17 protein-coding genes are annotated in these 16,146 nt (G+C 44.2%); 9 read left to right on the plus strand and 8 right to left on the minus strand.

Going from position 1 to position 16,146, the window contains the following annotated elements; translation table 11 throughout:
- Positions 1–18 precede the first annotated feature (18 nt).
- From AC13DA_RS10510 to yhbY, 4 genes are all read right to left on the minus strand, one after another.
- On the minus strand, positions 19–966 hold the full coding sequence (locus AC13DA_RS10510) for a DUF481 domain-containing protein (RefSeq protein WP_007145002.1): 948 nt from the start codon (positions 964–966) through the stop codon (positions 19–21).
- A 77-nt stretch (positions 967–1,043) separates the two neighbouring features.
- The gene (locus AC13DA_RS10515; RefSeq protein ID WP_284451218.1) at positions 1,044–1,514 is read right to left on the minus strand and encodes a pentapeptide repeat-containing protein; all 471 of its coding nucleotides are present in this window, start codon (positions 1,512–1,514) and stop codon (positions 1,044–1,046) included.
- A gap of 25 nt (positions 1,515–1,539) precedes the next feature.
- The gene (locus tag AC13DA_RS10520) at positions 1,540–2,130 is read right to left on the minus strand and encodes a nitroreductase family protein (RefSeq protein WP_284451217.1); all 591 of its coding nucleotides are present in this window, start codon (positions 2,128–2,130) and stop codon (positions 1,540–1,542) included.
- A gap of 4 nt (positions 2,131–2,134) precedes the next feature.
- The gene (gene yhbY / locus AC13DA_RS10525; protein WP_007145005.1) at positions 2,135–2,428 is read right to left on the minus strand and encodes a ribosome assembly RNA-binding protein YhbY; all 294 of its coding nucleotides are present in this window, start codon (positions 2,426–2,428) and stop codon (positions 2,135–2,137) included.
- A gap of 49 nt (positions 2,429–2,477) precedes the next feature.
- On the opposite strand from yhbY, the gene rlmKL reads away from it, so the two are divergent.
- Positions 2,478–4,682 carry a bifunctional 23S rRNA (guanine(2069)-N(7))-methyltransferase RlmK/23S rRNA (guanine(2445)-N(2))-methyltransferase RlmL gene (rlmKL, locus tag AC13DA_RS10530; protein WP_284451216.1) on the plus strand — a complete coding sequence of 735 codons (2,205 nt, stop codon included), beginning with the start codon at positions 2,478–2,480 and terminating at the stop codon, positions 4,680–4,682.
- Positions 4,683–4,684: 2 nt separating this feature from the next.
- On the opposite strand, the gene AC13DA_RS10535 is transcribed toward rlmKL, so the two are convergent.
- The 3 genes from AC13DA_RS10535 to AC13DA_RS10545 form a co-directional block, all read right to left on the minus strand.
- Complete coding sequence (locus tag AC13DA_RS10535; protein ID WP_284451215.1) at positions 4,685–5,440, minus strand: ParA family protein; 756 nt, start codon at positions 5,438–5,440, stop codon at positions 4,685–4,687.
- Between the two features lie 8 nt (positions 5,441–5,448).
- On the minus strand, positions 5,449–7,536 hold the full coding sequence (ppk1, locus tag AC13DA_RS10540) for a polyphosphate kinase 1 (RefSeq protein WP_284451214.1): 2,088 nt from the start codon (positions 7,534–7,536) through the stop codon (positions 5,449–5,451).
- A gap of 66 nt (positions 7,537–7,602) precedes the next feature.
- Positions 7,603–8,082 (minus strand): DUF6231 family protein, encoded by a 480-nt coding sequence (locus tag AC13DA_RS10545; RefSeq protein WP_284451213.1) that lies wholly within the window; start codon positions 8,080–8,082, stop codon positions 7,603–7,605.
- Here AC13DA_RS10545 and AC13DA_RS10550 point away from each other — a divergent pair.
- The 7 genes from AC13DA_RS10550 to AC13DA_RS10580 all read left to right on the plus strand — a co-directional run bounded on the left by AC13DA_RS10550 (position 8,081) and on the right by AC13DA_RS10580 (position 12,505).
- Complete coding sequence (locus tag AC13DA_RS10550; protein ID WP_040576208.1) at positions 8,081–8,542, plus strand: YcgN family cysteine cluster protein; 462 nt, start codon at positions 8,081–8,083, stop codon at positions 8,540–8,542. The genes AC13DA_RS10545 and AC13DA_RS10550 overlap by 2 nt on opposite strands.
- Before the next feature lie 4 nt (positions 8,543–8,546).
- Positions 8,547–8,975, plus strand: coding sequence for a hypothetical protein (locus AC13DA_RS10555; RefSeq protein ID WP_007145011.1), 429 nt, complete (start codon positions 8,547–8,549; stop codon positions 8,973–8,975).
- Between the two features lie 43 nt (positions 8,976–9,018).
- Complete coding sequence (locus tag AC13DA_RS10560; RefSeq protein ID WP_284451212.1) at positions 9,019–9,474, plus strand: hypothetical protein; 456 nt, start codon at positions 9,019–9,021, stop codon at positions 9,472–9,474.
- 75 nt (positions 9,475–9,549) lie between these two features.
- Complete coding sequence (locus tag AC13DA_RS10565) at positions 9,550–10,842, plus strand: M18 family aminopeptidase (RefSeq protein ID WP_284451211.1); 1,293 nt, start codon at positions 9,550–9,552, stop codon at positions 10,840–10,842.
- Positions 10,843–10,860: 18 nt separating this feature from the next.
- Positions 10,861–11,145: a hypothetical protein gene (locus AC13DA_RS10570; RefSeq protein ID WP_007145014.1), complete on the plus strand. Its 285-nt coding sequence runs from the start codon at positions 10,861–10,863 to the stop codon at positions 11,143–11,145.
- Positions 11,138–11,860 (plus strand): DUF445 family protein, encoded by a 723-nt coding sequence (locus tag AC13DA_RS10575; protein ID WP_284451210.1) that lies wholly within the window; start codon positions 11,138–11,140, stop codon positions 11,858–11,860. The genes AC13DA_RS10570 and AC13DA_RS10575 overlap by 8 nt, the downstream gene beginning before the upstream one ends.
- The gene (locus AC13DA_RS10580; RefSeq protein ID WP_284451209.1) at positions 11,861–12,505 is read left to right on the plus strand and encodes a class I SAM-dependent methyltransferase; all 645 of its coding nucleotides are present in this window, start codon (positions 11,861–11,863) and stop codon (positions 12,503–12,505) included.
- On the opposite strand, the gene AC13DA_RS10585 is transcribed toward AC13DA_RS10580, so the two are convergent.
- Positions 12,489–13,073 (minus strand): YigZ family protein, encoded by a 585-nt coding sequence (locus tag AC13DA_RS10585; protein ID WP_284451208.1) that lies wholly within the window; start codon positions 13,071–13,073, stop codon positions 12,489–12,491. The two genes, AC13DA_RS10580 and AC13DA_RS10585, sit on opposite strands and share 17 nt — an antisense overlap.
- Positions 13,074–13,280: 207 nt before the next feature.
- Here AC13DA_RS10585 and rapA point away from each other — a divergent pair, with 207 nt between their 5' ends.
- Positions 13,281–16,130, plus strand: coding sequence for an RNA polymerase-associated protein RapA (gene rapA / locus AC13DA_RS10590; RefSeq protein ID WP_284451207.1), 2,850 nt, complete (start codon positions 13,281–13,283; stop codon positions 16,128–16,130).
- The last annotated feature ends 16 nt before the right edge of the window (positions 16,131–16,146 follow it).

A 16,146-nucleotide genomic window follows, 5' to 3' on the forward strand; every position in this document is an offset into this window, starting at 1 on the left:
AGCAAAAAGGGAGGTATTCTACAGCTTCCAGGCTAATGAGACAGTATATTTAAAGTCATTGGGATCGGTATCGTCATGCACAGTAGAGTCATATTCATTGGTAACTCCCAGTTTCAATGCAACACCCACGAAACTGTTTAAGTCAAGAATCCAGTCCAGAGAAGTGAGATTCCTATAGTCTCTATCATTGAGGCTGGGGTAATACGTATTAGAGAACTCTACGTGTTGGTATTGATTCATATCCCATTTGGTTTCAATACCTAACATTCCCTCAGGCGTGAAATCTTGTTGTTCGCCACCAAAGGTTCGATTAAAACCTAAACCACTTCTGCCAACAAAAAACCATGTGTCGGTATTGACAAACTCATAACCAAAACCGGCATTGGCGTTAGTACGGTAATCCCAGTCTTTGAACTTATCCAGGTCAAAACGGCCACCGGCAAACTGGAACCAGGGTGAATCAGGGCGTAGCCAGTCTCGGTTCATTGAGGTAAAAAAACTTTGTGCTGACAATTCGTGATCAGATTCAGCGCGGAAGAATGCCGTCTTGTGAGATGTACGCATTTGTTTTGACTCATAATCAGCGTTAAAACCAATATTGAGCTGATTTGTACTGGATTTTCCGGCAGTACCACCTAGTCCCAGATCCAGTCTTCGTTTCCAGTTTGTGTAAAGACCTGTACCAAATAAGCCATCATCAGCATCGACATGCTGTACTTCTGGTTTTGCTTGTGGCGGCGGAGTGGTTGGCTCTGTATTGGTCGATGAGACCAGACTTTTAATGCGCGATCGCGGAATAATCATGACACCGAGTAGCGGGTGGTTTAGCTTTAAGGTGTCATCGGTTTCGGAGACGATGTCAGCCGTCAGCGTATCACCGTTAACAAGTTCAATCTTACTGGGGGTTGCTTGAGATACTAGTGGTGTTAACAAAATAGCTAAGAGTAGATATCTGATATATATCACTAGCGAATTCCTCCGCATAACTGCATAAAAAAGCAGCCTGAATCAGGCTGCTTGAAAGTAATGGCTTAGATCCTATTTTATTGACATCCACTGTTGTTTATTTCACCGTCCGGCATGATGGTGTTACAGAAGGTGACTCCACGAAGTTCAGCGCCTTCGAGGCTAGCACCTGTTAAATCTGCATCACTTAAATCAGCAAAGATAAGCTGAGTGCCTGATAAATTTGTTTTTCTGAGGTTCGCACCAGCCAATTCTGTGTAATCCATCAGTGCATTACTTACATCAGCACCCTCTAAAATGGCTCCTTGCATTCTGGAATGGGTAAACCAAACACCGTGTAATTTAGCATCAGTGAGGTTAATGCCTTTGAGGTTGGCTTCACTCATATCAGCGCCTTTCAAATCATGACCTGTCAGATCAGCTTCACTCAAGTTACAGAAGTTACACTGTAAGGTTTTAAGTAATCTGTCGAGATACACTTTGTCGTAAGCAGAAGCATTTGTCGCTATTATTGATAAGCCGAGTAAAAGAAGCATTTTTTTCATCATTTTCTCTCTCCTGGTAATTTTTATTTTATGACCATTTATTCATGAAAAATGCTTGCTCAACTGGGCGACGTTTACGAGGGGACAATTCCCTCTCTAGTTGTTCTTCAGTGAGGTTATCTAATGCAGCCTGGTGTCCGATAGCAATAACAGACCAAATATGGATATCAGCAGGAATATTGAAAGACTCACGTAGCACTTTGTCATCAAATCCCCCCATCTGGTGACTCATCAGTCCCATCGCTGTAGCTTGTAAACATAGACTGATGCTGGCTGCACCCGTGTCATAACCAGACCAACGATTGGGTTTATCATTTTGACTAAAGTTGGGGACAGAGGCAGTAACTATTAAAACTGGTGCATTTTTTGCCCATTCCTGATTGCCAGGCACAAGTGCAGAAAGCACTTTTTTCCAAGCAGATTCGTCAGTATTTTTATCGCAAACCAGATAGCGCCATGGCTCATCACCAAAACAAGAGGGAGCCCAGCGGGCAGCTTCGCAAAGCGCAGTGATTTCTTCAGCTGTGACCATAACGGTGGGATCATAAGCACGACCACTCCAACGTTCTGCCATTACATTTTCTATGGGTTGAGCTGTGTCTGCTGGTTTTTGAATCATATAATCACCTTGGTAGTTGGATTAAAGCTTTTTTTGATGGCCGATAAAATCCACCGATATGACCGATCACTTGAACCAAATCTGCGCCACTTTCTTCAGCAATTTTATCTAACATGGCCTTTCTATCTGCGCGTTCTTGACCACTTACTCGGACCTTGATTAGCTCGTGATGTTCCAGTGCATTATCAATTTCGGCAAGCACCGAATCAGTTAAACCACTGTTACCAATCATAACAACCGGTTTTAAGGTATGGGCAAGCCCTTTGAGATAACGTCTTTGTTTGTCAGTAACTGCCATTAGTGTGCTCACCTGTATTAAAATGTTTTGATTATATCAGGAAGGCAATATGGCTAAACAACACAAGTTTACGGTGACAGCAGCGAGAGGTATGTTGCCACTGCTTGCGGAAGAACTAAAACAGCTAGGTATTAAAAATACCAAGCAAGATCAGGGAAATATCCGTTTTACAGGCACTTTGGCCGAGGCATATACAGTATGTTTGTGGTCTCGCGTCGCTATCCGAGTCTTGTTACCTATTGCCCATTTAACAGCAGAAACGCCGGAACAGCTTTACGAAGGGATTAATGCACTTCCATGGGAAGACCATATTAATGAGCTTGATAGTACCATTGCTGTTGACTTTAATAGTTTCCGCTCAAAGATAAAACATACTCAGTATGGTGCTCAGCGTGTAAAAGATGCGATTGTTGATCGTTTTCGTACGCTTTTTGGTCAACGACCCTCCGTTGATCTCTACCAGCCTGATGTGCGTATTAATGTCTATCTTAAACACAATCAAGCCACGGTTAGCATTGATTTATCGGGCGAAAGTTTGCACAAGCGTGGTTACCGAGTCAGTAATACCGCCGCGCCGCTGAAAGAACATCTGGCTGCAGCCATCTTACTGAGTGCAGAGTGGCCTAAACTGGCACGACAAGGCTGGGCATTAATCGATCCCATGTGCGGATCTGGGACATTTCTTATCGAAGCCGCGATGATTGCTGCTGATATCGCCCCTGGCATTTTACGTGACTATTACGGCTTTAGTTTCTGGAAACAGCACGATAAAGACATCTGGAAACAACTTAAAGCAGATGCTGAGCGCAGAAGACAATCAGGTTTAGCCAGATGTCCTGTGATTGTGGGAGGTGACGCCGATGCGTCCGCGGTTGAAGCCGCTAAAAATAATATTGCTGAGGCGGGACTTAGCGATCGCATACACGTTAGCCAACGTGATTTGCTTGAATGGCCAAGACTGGCAACAGAACTACCGAAAACAGGTTTATTTGTCTGTAACCCCCCTTATGGTGAACGTATTGGCCGTACGGATGAATTACATTATCTGTACGAAAACCTCGGTAATATTATTAATGAGTCATTCGCAGGCTGGCGCACGGCCTTGATAACAGATAATGCGCAATTAGGTAAATTTACTGGCCTGACGCTATTTGATACCGTGCCTTTTGATAATGGCCCCATCGCCTGTGACGTACTTTTCTATCGTGCACCACGCCCGGTACGTGCAAACGAACTTACAGCATCGCCAACCCAGTTTGTCGATGACGAAGAAGAAAGCCGTGAACAAGCCCCTGTTGAAATGACCGAACAAGGTGCGATGTTTGCCAATCGCTTAAAGAAAAATAAAAAACACTTGGCGAAGTGGGCGCGTAAGTGTGGATTGAGTTGTTATCGGGTTTATGATGCTGATTTACCTGATTATGCGTTAGCCATTGATCTTTATGATGACCATATCCACGTTCAGGAATATGCACCACCCAAGCAGATTGATCCTGAAAAAGCTGTAGAACGACTGCAGGAAGCGATGCAGATTATTCCTGAGGTATTCGAAGTACCTGTCACCCATGTGGCATTAAAAGTCAGGAAGAAACAACGTGGTAAAGAACAATACGAAGCACAGGCTGCGAAAAACCAACGCTTTGAAGTGCGTGAAAATGGGCTGCGCTTTTGGGTAAACCTGACCGATTATTTAGATACAGGTTTATTTCTTGATCACCGTGATACCAGACAACTTGTCAGAGAATTAGCCAAAGGTAAGGACTTTCTCAATTTATTCTCATACACCGGATCGGCCAGTGTTTATGCGGCGGCAGGTCAGGCAAGATCAACCACCAGCGTCGATATGTCCAATACCTATTTGGCGTGGGCTGAAGACAATATGAAGCTAAATGGTTTTGTCGGCGAACAGCACCAGTATATTCGGGCTAATTGTATTGAGTGGCTGGAACAGGCGCTGCAAGATGAAAAACGTTACGGCTTAATTTTCCTTGATCCACCAACGTTTTCTAATTCAAGCCGAATGGAAGGGGTCTTTGATATTCAGCGAGATCACAGCACGCTGATCAAGCAAGCAGGTGCGTTACTGACATCAGACGGAGAATTGATTTTCTCCACAAATCGTCGTGATTTTGAATTAGATAGCGACGCTTTAAATCAATTTGTAATTGAAGATATCAGTACGGCCACCATACCGCGAGATTTTGAGAGAAATAAAAAAATTCACCGTTGTTGGCGAATTAAGCCGAGATCGTGATATTAAAAATCTGACAGTGTCTGTTTAATTTCACGCCATAATTCGGCATAAGCCTGACTAACGGTCGATTGTTTATCAAAGGCGGGGAGAGGTTGGCGATAATCACCCATTCTTTCGACGATTGCTGCGTAAGGAATCGCTGTTTTTAAACCATTTTTCAGCATCTTGGGTGGATGAGCAAGCATGACACGATGCATGCTTCTGCGTCTGTCGACCATATTAAAAAAGGCATGCAGACGTTTTGGCTTTAATTTATGTTCTTTAAAAAAGTCACGAGTCTGCTCAAATGTCCGCAGAGACAGATGTGTTGGAATCAATGGCAGAAATAACGAGTCGGCAGTGGCGAATATTTGTTCTGTGAGTAAGGAAAAACTCGGTGGGCAATCCAAAATCATCAACGCATAATTTTCACTGAATGGCTCAACCAGCTTAGCAATCAGATTCTGTTTACCTTGATCACTTTGTTCACTGAGTTGGTGATCCAAATGACGAAACGAAAAATCAGCTGGAATAATATCCAGATTCTCAAATTCTGTGCTTCTGACTAAATCGCCGATAGGGGTTTTGCCAGTTAATAATTTTTTTGGTTTTGTTTCTGATTTTGCAGTGGTATTAAATAACCAGCTGGACGCGCCTTGAGGATCCAAGTCCCATACCAGAGTCGGAATTCCCTCATTGGCAGCATGCCAGGCGATATTAACGGCGGACGTCGTTTTACCGACGCCGCCTTTCAGATTAAAAAAAGCAATGGTTTCCATAATAAAATTTAGAACGATTTCGCCATTTGTTCCAGCAAGGTAGTTTGTGCCGAAATTTGTGGCGCTGACTCTTCTTTGTCGACACGGTGATAACGACCATCAGCATTTAGAATCCATGCCTGTGTGTTATCAGTGAGATAAAGTTCTAAATCTTCCATAATACGGTTGCGTAATTTTTTCGATTCAATCGGGAAGCAGGTTTCAACTCGACGTAATAAATTTCGTTTCATTAAGTCAGCACTGCCAGCCCAGATTTCAGGTGAACCCTGGTTTTCGAAGTAGAAAACACGGGTGTGTTCGAGAAAACGACCGATAATACTTCTGACCTGAATATTCTCAGATAGGCCTTCAACTCCTGGTTTCAGACAACAAATGCCACGGACAATCAGATCGACTTTAACGCCAGCCATTGAGGCGCGATAAAACGCCTGAATCATTTCCTGTTCAACAACAGCATTCACTTTAACGATTATTCGGGCTGGTTTGTCTGCTTTTGCTGAATCAATTTCTTTTTCGATTTTTGCCAGCAAGCCTTCATGCAAAGTGAATGGTGCATGCAGCAATTTATGCATCTGAGGAATTTTACCGAGGCTGGTTAACTGAATGAACAGATTGTTAACGTCTTCGCCTATTTGTTTATCGGACGTCAGCAGGCCATAGTCGGTATAAATACGTGATGTACTGCGGTGATAGTTACCTGTACCTAGATGAACGTAACGACGTAGCTTGCCATTTTCACGGCGGAGGATAAGCAGCATTTTCGCATGCGTTTTATAACCTACGATGCCATATACCACATGGGCGCCGGCTTCCTGCAGACGTGATGCTAATGCGACATTGGCTTCTTCATCAAAGCGTGCACGTAGTTCCACCACCACGGTTACTTCTTTACCTGCCTGAGCAGCACTGACTAATGCATCAACAATCGGTGATTTAGCACCGGTACGATATAAGGTTTGTTTTATAGCCAACACACTACTGTCAGCTGCCGCCTGACGAATCATGTCAATAATTGGCGTGAATGACTGATAAGGGTGGTGCAACAGCATGTCTTGTTTACGCAGAGCATCAAAAATATCGACATCCAGACTTAAACCGCTCGGGCGACCTTGAGTGAATGGTCTGAATTTCAAATCAGGTCTATCCACCAGAGAACAGACAGTTTGAATACGGCTCAGGTTAACTGGACCATTTACCAGATAAACGTTGTCACGTTCCATCGCACATTCATTACGCAGAAACTCAACCATATCTTCAGGACAGTTATGCGCAATTTCCAAACGCACTTCATCACCGTAGTTACGTTGTGTTAGTTCGTCTGCAATGGTGGCAAGTAAATCACTGGTTTCTTCGGTATCAATGGCCAGATCACTGTTGCGTGTCACTCGGAACTGGAAACAACCTTTTATTTTCATGCCAAAGAATAGATCTTCAGCAAAGGCATGGATAATGGATGACAGGAACACAAATTTGTATTCGCCTTCGGCTACCATTTCAGGTGGAAGCTGAATAACACGTGGAAGCGCACGAGGCGCTTGTAATATGGCGTAACCACGGTCACGGCCAAAGGCATCTTTACCAACCAGTGACACAATAAAGTTCAAACTTTTATTGAGTAAACGTGGGAAGGGATGTGCCGAGTCCAGACCCATTGGACTGAGGATAGGTAAAATTTCTTCCTGGAAATAGTCTTTCAGCCAGGCATTGTGCTCATCTGTCCATTGTGCACGTGGTAAAACCTGGATAGATTCCTGATCTAACTCAGGTAATAACACGTCATTCAAGACACGGTACTGTTCTTCGACCAGTTCATGCGCGCGCTGGTTAATTAATTTCAAACATTCCTGTGCAGTGATCTGATCGGATTCAATGTAAGGATCACCAATTTCGATCTGCTGAATCAGGCCGGCAACACGTACTTCAAAAAACTCATCCAGATTGGTACTGGAGATACATAAATAGTTGAGACGTTCCAGCAAAGGCACATTAGGATCAAGCGCTTGCTGCAAAACGCGCCAGTTGAATTCAAGTAAACTTAATTCACGGTTGATGTACAGAGCCGGGTTATTTAAATCTAAAGCGTTTTCTTCAGTCATATTGCCTTTCAGATCGTTTTACACAGATTTTTTTATAATAATGCAGTTTTATGACAATGCGATGAATTACCATCGGTATTTGTCGTACATTTCGGGGTTTGCCCAGAACCGGCTATTCAGCCAATCACGTTTAGGCTGATAGTTTTCTATCGCATAACTAAAAATGCGCAAGCCTTCCTCTGTACCCGCAATATGTTTAAAGCCCATTGCCAGATAGTCGGTGAATTGCCAGTCGTTTTTAGCCGCCAGTTCAGTATGGCTGATGAGAATAACATGAGGCGAATATTGATTCTTGATCATACCAAGCCAGGCTTGGGCTGCTGGTTTTTCGAGTGACTCCGTTAAGTGACTGATAACGGCAAGGTCTACTGGTTCAATATCATGCAGTTGCTGCTGTTTAAACGGTGTCGTCAGATGCTGCAATCTAGTATCATTATCGGTTTGCAGACAACTAGCTGCTGTTTCTCCGGCCGTTAAAATCGTTTTAGGATTGAACTGCCTGATGAGAGGGGTAAGCAAGCTGGATAGGGCGATAGAATCTGTCATGACTAAGCAGCATAAAACATCTACTGAATTCTGGAAACACAAACGACTCAGTCAGATGACACACGATGAATGGGAAAGCCTGTGTGATGGCTGCGGGCGTTGCTGTCTTCACAAACTGGAAGATGAAGATGATGGACGCATGTATTACACAAAAGCCGCATGCTCTTTATTAGATATCCATAGCTGTCGCTGCAAGGATTATGAGAATCGTCAAACCGTCATTCCGGACTGTATTCAATTAAGCATCGAAAATGCGCACTATTTTGACTGGTTGCCTGCAACCTGTGCTTATCGTTTACTAGCCGAAGGTGAAGATTTGCCTGAGTGGCATCCGCTGATTAGCGGTGATCCGGATAGTGTTCATCAAGCGGGTATTTCTGTGCGTGGTATTGCTCAACCGGAAGATGAAATAGAAGAGCTGACTGAAGCTATTATTTCGCTGAGCTATGAGGCCAATTAGTTAAATGACACCACAAGAGAGCCGAGAGTTTACTGCCCGATTAGAACAAGCCGCTATATTGCTGCTTGAGATGGAAATTTACCGTAAACCTGATGACTTGGCTCGTCGATTTGGCCTTCCTGTACCGGTTGTACGTTATTGGTGGCGGCAAACGGATCAAAAAACCCATCCGGTTGACCAGAGTCAACTGTCACCTCGCGAAGTAAAAGTGATACGCAAAGCCTCTCAAACACTGGAAGGTTGGGAAAAAGTGAAACGCTACCGCCCTGAATGCGGTGCTCGTCTTACTGGGGGTAAGCGTTGTAAACGCTCAGTCGCTATCAGACCACCCGAAGGCTGGGGCATCGGTGCATTGGCTGATCGTTGTCGTTTACATGGTGGCTTATCCAAACGACCAAGAAAAAAAGTGAAAGATGATGACGAGCTGTTGTAATCTAACCATTAATAAATAAGCCTAAGCCATTGCCTGATAATTGATGATAGATAATACGGACGTTCTTAAAGAAATTTACACGCTGTCTCAAGCTGGCAAGACGGGAACTGTCTTTATTACAACAACAGAAAACCGGGCTTGTCATATTCTGCTGGAAAATGGCCGGGTCGTCGCTTTATCACACGGCTCTCTGCGTGGCGAACAAGTATTAAAACACTGGTTTAATTTGGATATTGAGCGGTATTCTTTTAAACCTAATCTCAAAATGCCATTAGCCGGACGCAGCTTTCTTGATGATGACACCGACATATTTCAGTTTTTAAATGTGTCATTTGAGGAGCGCAGCAGCGAGGCTGCTAAACCCGTGTCGACAAGTAAAAAACGCATTTACCGTGGTGTTGAAATTGAGGAGACTGAAACCTCAACTGAGTCAAATAAGCCACGTGAAAAAGTGAAAAAGCCATTACGAATCTACCGTGGCCAAATCTTAGAAGATTAACATCAGTAACAAGCCAACTTGAAAATCGGTATCATAAGCCGACTTTAACCTCTTCCAAATAATATGACGCTGACTATGAAATATACTCCAAGTGATTTTAATCCCGGTTTGTGTGATTTTCTTGATGCATCACCAACACCGTATCATGCGGTTGCATCCATGCAGACATTACTGGAAGACAATGGTTTTACTCAGCTTCACGAGGCTGACAGCTGGGGTGAGTTAGACGCTGGTCAGTATTTTGTTATTCGTCAGGCATCTATCATTGCGTTTACGCTAAACGGACAGGAATTAGTCAGCAGTGGCATACGCATGGTCGGTGCACATACTGATAGCCCTTGCCTGAAAGTGAAACCCAAACCGGAAAAGGTGAAACAGACCTTATTGCAACTTGGTGTTGAAGTCTACGGTGGTGCTTTATTAAATCCGTGGTTTGATCGTGATTTATCACTGGCTGGCAGAGTGAGTTATGAGAATGGTCAAGGGCAGATTGAACAGGTCATTATTGATTTTAAAGAGGCGATTGCGACGATCCCAAGCTTAGCGATTCACCTGGATCGTGAAGTGAATCAGAACCGTAATATTAATCCGCAATTGCATTTACCACCGATTCTGGCTCAAGTCGATGATGGCGATAGCCTGGATTTCCGCGCTTTATTGGAACAGCAATGTCGGCAACAGTATCCAGACATCAATATTGGTCGGGTGCTGGATTATGAAATGTGTTTTTATGACACCCAAAAAGCCGCAGTGATTGGTTTATCTGCTGATTTTATCAGTAGTGCCAGACTGGATAATTTGCTGAGCTGTTATATCGGTTTGCAGGCCTTGCTGGCTGCCGATAAAACACGACCTGCCTTACTGGTGTGCAATGACCATGAAGAAGTCGGCAGTCAATCTGTTTCCGGTGCTCAAGGCACATTTTTACAGTCGGTATTGCAACGTCTTGCGATGAATACTGAGGCCTATCAACGCATGGTAGAACAATCGATGATGATATCGGCTGACAATGCCCATGCGATACACCCGAATTACGCCGACAGACATGATGCTGAACACGGTCCCTTATTAAACAAAGGACCAGTCATTAAGACCAATGCTAATCAGCGTTATGCCACCAGCAGTCAAACCAGCGCCATATTCAGGCAATTATGCCAGCAGCATAATGTGCCAGTGCAGGATTTTGTGGTCAGAACAGATATGGCCTGTGGCAGCACGATTGGCCCCATCACGTCTTCTCATATTGGTGTTAAAACAATCGATATTGGCTTGCCCACATTTGCCATGCATTCGATACGCGAACTAGCAGGTAGTCAGGATGCGGTGATGCTCTGTAAAGTGCTGACCGCCTACTTTAATCAAAAATAATCTAGGAGTTTTTATTCTATGGCTGAAACAGTAGACGAATTAACCGTTGAATATCATGAAGGCGAGACCATGACGGTTAAAGAGTTAGATAAAGTCATCTTAACCAAAGGTGCGTGGGCAACGGTAATGTTCCGTTATCAGGATTTAGATCGCAAAACAGGCGAATTTGGTCCGGATAAATACACCATTCGTCGATACCAGAAGCGTAATGGCGAGTATAGCCAACGCTCGAAATTTAATATTTCCAGCCGTGATCAAGCATCGCAGATTATCAACGCATTAACTAAATGGACCGATGAATAAGAGTTTAATTACCCATCTGGTGGCTGCCACCTTTGTAGCCACCGGTTTATTTGTTGATTCTCAAGCCTCAAAGGCCATTCTGGCCACAGGTTTGTTTGCTTTGGCTGGCAGTCTGACTAACTGGATTGCCATTCATATGCTGTTTGAGAAAGTCCCAGGACTATATGGTTCTGGCGTGATTGTTGAACACTTTGAAGAGTTTAAAGCGGGTATCCATAAGCTGGTGATGCAGCAATTTTTCAGTAAAGACAATGTCGATCGGTTTCTGGCTGAATTAGTGTCAGATAATTCTCAACATCCGCTGGATTTCTCCGATGTGATTGAAAATACTGACTTAGAGCCCGTCTACGATAGCCTTGTCGCTACAATCATGGAGTCGTCTTTTGGCAGTATGTTATCGATGTTTGGTGGCAAGTCTGCTTTAGAGCCGCTACGTGAGCCTTTTATTAAAAAGATGACGCGCTCGCTGGATGATATTGCCCATAGCGATTCTTTTCAGCAAAGTGTCCGATCTAAGTTAAACAGTCATGCAGTGTTTGATGATATTCATCTACAAATTGAGCATATTGTGGAATCACGACTGGAAGAACTGACACCAAAAATGGTGAAAAACATTGTTCAGGACATGATTCGTACCCATTTAGGCTGGTTAGTTGTCTGGGGTGGGGTATTTGGTGGTTTGATTGGTTTTATTACCAGCTTCTTACCTGTATAGATGAGTGTTCTTTGTCCGCTGTGCCAGCATCAGGCCGGTGTGTTTTATCAGTTCAAAAAACGTTTATATCATCAATGTCAGTTTTGTTATGGCATTTTCATGGATCCGGCTTTATGGCCGGATCGTGAAGCAGAACAACGGCGTTATCTGGAACATTTGAATGATGTGGAAGATAGCCGCTTTCAGCGATTTGTTGCCCCGATTACCGAGCTTGTTCAGCAATTGTTTCAATCTCACCAACAGGGGTTGGATTTCGGTGCCGGTCATGCCCCGGTCATTACTCATGTTCTGCAGCAAGCGGGTTTTGCTATTGCCGCGTATGACCCTTTATTTTTTAATGATGATGTACTTTTAGAGCAGCGATATGACTATATTTGCAGTTGCGAAGTCATTGAACATTTTCATCATCCTGCACAAAGCTTTACTCAGTTAAGAAAGCTTTTGAAACCAGGTGGTCGACTGTTTTGTATGACAGAAATCTACCATGAAGGTATCGATTTTCATCGCTGGAATTATAAAAACGATCCGACACATGTCTTCATGTATCATCGTAATACTGTCAGCTATATTGCTGATAAATATGGATTTAAGGAAGCAGTAATTGAAGGTCGCTTAATACATTTCCAAGCTAATAGCTCGCTATAAATTGTTGGCGGATAGCCTGCTGATGTTGGGCGGGTAACACCAGGGTAACGACGACTTTATCAGTAAAATTCTGCTCAATGATTTCCCCGCGTAGCTGTTTGAGTTGATACTCCAGCAACTGAAGTTGGGAGTAATCAATCTCTAATGTCATTTGTGCCATTTCTACCCATTTAACAATATTCGCTTCGGCAATCGCTTGTTTTGCGGCTGCACCATAAGCACGGGTAAGACCACCAGTACCAAGTTTGATACCACCAAAATAACGGATCACACCAATCACGGTATTAATCAGATCCTGTCCTTCTAACGGCGCCAGTATCGGACGACCTGCGGTGCCGGAGGGTTCACCGGCATCATGAAAACGTTCGGTCAAAAAACCTTCTGGTTGGCGAATACGCCAGGCAAAAGCGAGATGATTAGCTTGTGGGTGTTGTCGGGCTAGCTGGCCTAATTTACGAAGAGCGTCATCTTCACTTTGGCAGGGCATGATAACGCCAATAAATCGGGATTTTTTTATTTCATATTCCACTTCAGTCGTGGTTTCTACAGTGTAAAATTCTGTGGCCATGAACACTCGGCTATAGGAAAAAATAAGCCAACAATTTACCATACTGTGCCTAACAACATTTTTGTCGCGGCTGTAAGGCGACTTGCTGAGCTTAGTGTATGGCTCAGCGTCAGTCTGATTGGATAGGATGATTTGATTCTATCGTCGCATAACAGCTTACCGGCAAGATGTTGAATAAAAAATTATGAAATTACGGAGCAAACCACATTGTCAGATAGTGCATTTATCATAGGCCAGCGCTGGGTCAGTAACAGTGAAGCAGAGCTGGGTCTGGGTATTATTCAGGAAAGCAGCGGACGTCGTATTGAAGTATTTTTTCCTGCCGCAGCAGAAAGTCGTTTTTATGCTGCCGATAATGCGCCATTGAGTCGGGTTATCTATTCTGAAGGTGACAAGGTCAGCACCCGTGAAGATGTGAGTTTTGTGATTAGTGCCGTGCAGCCCTTTAATGGCTGTTATATCTATCAAGGTGATACAGATGCGGGTGAACCTATCAGTATCCACGAAATGGATCTGGATAGCCGTGTGCACTTTAATCAACCGCAGGACCGTTTTTTTGCCGGGCAGGTCGATAAAAACAGTCAGTTTGAATTACGTGCCAAAACACTCAATTATCAACATGAACTGGTGAAGTCACCTGTATATGGATTATTAGGTGGACGAGTTCAGCTTTTACCTCATCAACTCTACATCGCCCAGCAAGTGGCACAGCGTTTCGCGCCGAGGGTGTTATTAGCCGATGAAGTGGGCTTAGGTAAAACCATCGAAGCGGGTTTGATTCTGCATAAACAAGTGTTATCGGGTCAGGTCAGACGCGCGCTTATTGTGGTGCCTGATGCCTTACTACATCAATGGCTGGTTGAAATGCTACGCCGCTTTAATCTGACATTCACATTGATTGATCATGAGCGCCATGAAGCACTGCAAGAGCTGGATGAAGGTAATCCTTTTGACAGTGCACAATTTGTTCTGTGTGGTTTGAACGATTTATTAGCCAATCCACAAATGCAGGTGGATATGCTGGCAGCCCAGTGGGATATGCTAATTGTTGATGAAGCCCATCATCTGGCGTGGTCACCTGACCAGTCAAGCGAAGGTTATCAACTGATAGAAACATTGGCTGCACAAATTCCTGCTTTATTGTTATTAACTGCGACGCCGGAGCAATTAGGCATCGAAAGCCATTTTGCGCGTCTGCGTTTATTAGACTCAGACAAGTTCTTTGATTTTGATGACTTCGTGAAACAGGAAGCCGCTTATCAACCGGTCAGCGAATTAATTGAACAGCTTGATGCGGCTGAAACCTGGGCACAATTATCAGCAGCACAGCAGTCGCAGCTTAAGGACTACATTGATGAGCTGTTATTTGAGCAATTAAACTCAGAAGACCAGTTTACTGTCGCTAAAGTGGATGCGATTCAACAATTGCTCGACAGACACGGTACTGGTCGGGTGTTGTATCGCAATACGCGTGATGTAGTGAAAGGTTTCCCCAAACGTATTCTTCATCAGTATGAATTGTCACTTCCACAAGCGTTGGTCGGTGAAGATGTCAGCCATATTATTTTGCCAGAGCAGCATTTTACAGAGGCTGACTGGTTAAAAAATGATAGCCGTGTGAGCTGGTTGGTCGATTTCTTAAAAGCGCACCGTGATGACAAGATTTTGATTATCTGTGCTCAAGCCGACACAGCTCAGCAGCTCGAAAACTACCTGAATATTAATCAAGGCATCCGTTCAGCGGTATTCCACGAAGGTTTAAGCCTGGTGAACCGTGACCGGGCGGCGGCCTATTTTGCTGATGACGAAGAAGGGGCACAATGCCTTGTTTGTTCTGAAATTGGCAGTGAAGGGCGCAACTTCCAGTTCTCGCATCATCTGGTGTTATTTGATTTACCGGTAAATCCGGACTTGCTGGAGCAGCGCATCGGCCGTTTAGACCGTATCGGTCAGCATCATGATGTGCATATTCATGTGCCTTATTATGCGGGTACAGCTCAGTCTGTGTTATTGCATTGGTATCACGACGGTATGAATGCGTTTGAACAGGTTTTGGCAGCAGGACAACGTATTGCTGGAGAAACCAAACAACAGCTGCAAGTCGCAATGGCCGAACCTGGAAACAACAAAGCATTAGACAGTTTAATAAAACAAACACAAAAAGTGACTGAGCAAACCCTGGCTGAATTACAGTCAGGTCGTCACCGTTTACTGGAACGCCATTCTTATAATGAATCTCATGCTGAATATGTGGTCGGCGAAGTCGAGTCGCTGTCACGTTCACTTGAATTAGCGGGCTTTATGGATGATGTGTTTGATGCCTTTGGTGTGGATCAGCAGCCGCATAGTACCGACAGCATTATTATCGAGCCTGGCACTCACATGCAGACCCAGTTCCCAGAGCTGCCAGATGAAGGTCTAACCGCCACCTATCAGCGTCATAAAGCCTTAGGGCGTGAAGATATGACATTCCTGACCTGGGAACATCCTATGGTGCTGGGCGCCATTGATATGGTGTTAAATAGTGAGCTTGGTAATAGCGCTTTCTGCACACTGGCAACGGATGAAATAAAAGCCGGTAGTCTGTTGCTTGAAGCGATATTTGTTATGCGAACTGTGTCTGAACGTGACTTACAGATTCAGCGTTTTATTTCTGAAAGCCATATCAGACTGGTGGTTGATGAGCGTGGCAGACAATATCAAACTCTGTTTGAAGAGCAGGATTTTAATAAAATGGCTGGGCGTATTCCGCGCGCCACCGCACAAGAACTGATTCGTCATGCTCGAAGTCCCGTGGAAAACTTGCTGGAGCAAGCCAAAAAAGCGGTTGTTGATATAGAACAGACGCTTAAACAAGAAGCGCTGGTTAATATGAACAATGAATTGGAGCAAGAGTATCATCGGCTCAGCGCACTAGCGAAGGTCAATCCAAATATCCGACCACAAGAACTGGATTACCTGAAGCAGCGTCAAGATAAGTTGAACAGTGGTATCCAATCGGCTTCATTATCACTGGATGCCATCAGGGTTGCTATAGTGACAGAACCGACTAACTAAAGAGACTGAGCCCAGG

It is taken from the genome of Methylophaga sp. F-2 (genome assembly GCF_056859315.1).

Excerpts from the sequence above, each read along its gene's own strand:
- AC13DA_RS10515 (WP_284451218.1), bottom strand. The coding sequence starts at position 1,514 with ATGATGAAAAAAATGCTTCTTTTACTCGGCTTATCAATAATAGCGACA.
- AC13DA_RS10520 (WP_284451217.1), bottom strand. The coding sequence starts at position 2,130 with ATGATTCAAAAACCAGCAGACACAGCTCAACCCATAGAAAATGTAATG.
- yhbY (WP_007145005.1), bottom strand. The coding sequence starts at position 2,428 with ATGGCAGTTACTGACAAACAAAGACGTTATCTCAAAGGGCTTGCCCAT.
- rlmKL (WP_284451216.1), top strand. The coding sequence starts at position 2,478 with ATGGCTAAACAACACAAGTTTACGGTGACAGCAGCGAGAGGTATGTTG.
- AC13DA_RS10535 (WP_284451215.1), bottom strand. The coding sequence starts at position 5,440 with ATGGAAACCATTGCTTTTTTTAATCTGAAAGGCGGCGTCGGTAAAACG.
- ppk1 (WP_284451214.1), bottom strand. The coding sequence starts at position 7,536 with ATGACTGAAGAAAACGCTTTAGATTTAAATAACCCGGCTCTGTACATC.
- AC13DA_RS10550 (WP_040576208.1), top strand. The coding sequence starts at position 8,081 with ATGACTAAGCAGCATAAAACATCTACTGAATTCTGGAAACACAAACGA.
- AC13DA_RS10545 (WP_284451213.1), bottom strand. The coding sequence starts at position 8,082 with ATGACAGATTCTATCGCCCTATCCAGCTTGCTTACCCCTCTCATCAGG.
- AC13DA_RS10555 (WP_007145011.1), top strand. The coding sequence starts at position 8,547 with ATGACACCACAAGAGAGCCGAGAGTTTACTGCCCGATTAGAACAAGCC.
- AC13DA_RS10560 (WP_284451212.1), top strand. The coding sequence starts at position 9,019 with ATGATAGATAATACGGACGTTCTTAAAGAAATTTACACGCTGTCTCAA.
- AC13DA_RS10565 (WP_284451211.1), top strand. The coding sequence starts at position 9,550 with ATGAAATATACTCCAAGTGATTTTAATCCCGGTTTGTGTGATTTTCTT.
- AC13DA_RS10570 (WP_007145014.1), top strand. The coding sequence starts at position 10,861 with ATGGCTGAAACAGTAGACGAATTAACCGTTGAATATCATGAAGGCGAG.
- AC13DA_RS10575 (WP_284451210.1), top strand. The coding sequence starts at position 11,138 with ATGAATAAGAGTTTAATTACCCATCTGGTGGCTGCCACCTTTGTAGCC.
- AC13DA_RS10580 (WP_284451209.1), top strand. The coding sequence starts at position 11,861 with ATGAGTGTTCTTTGTCCGCTGTGCCAGCATCAGGCCGGTGTGTTTTAT.
- AC13DA_RS10585 (WP_284451208.1), bottom strand. The coding sequence starts at position 13,073 with ATGGCCACAGAATTTTACACTGTAGAAACCACGACTGAAGTGGAATAT.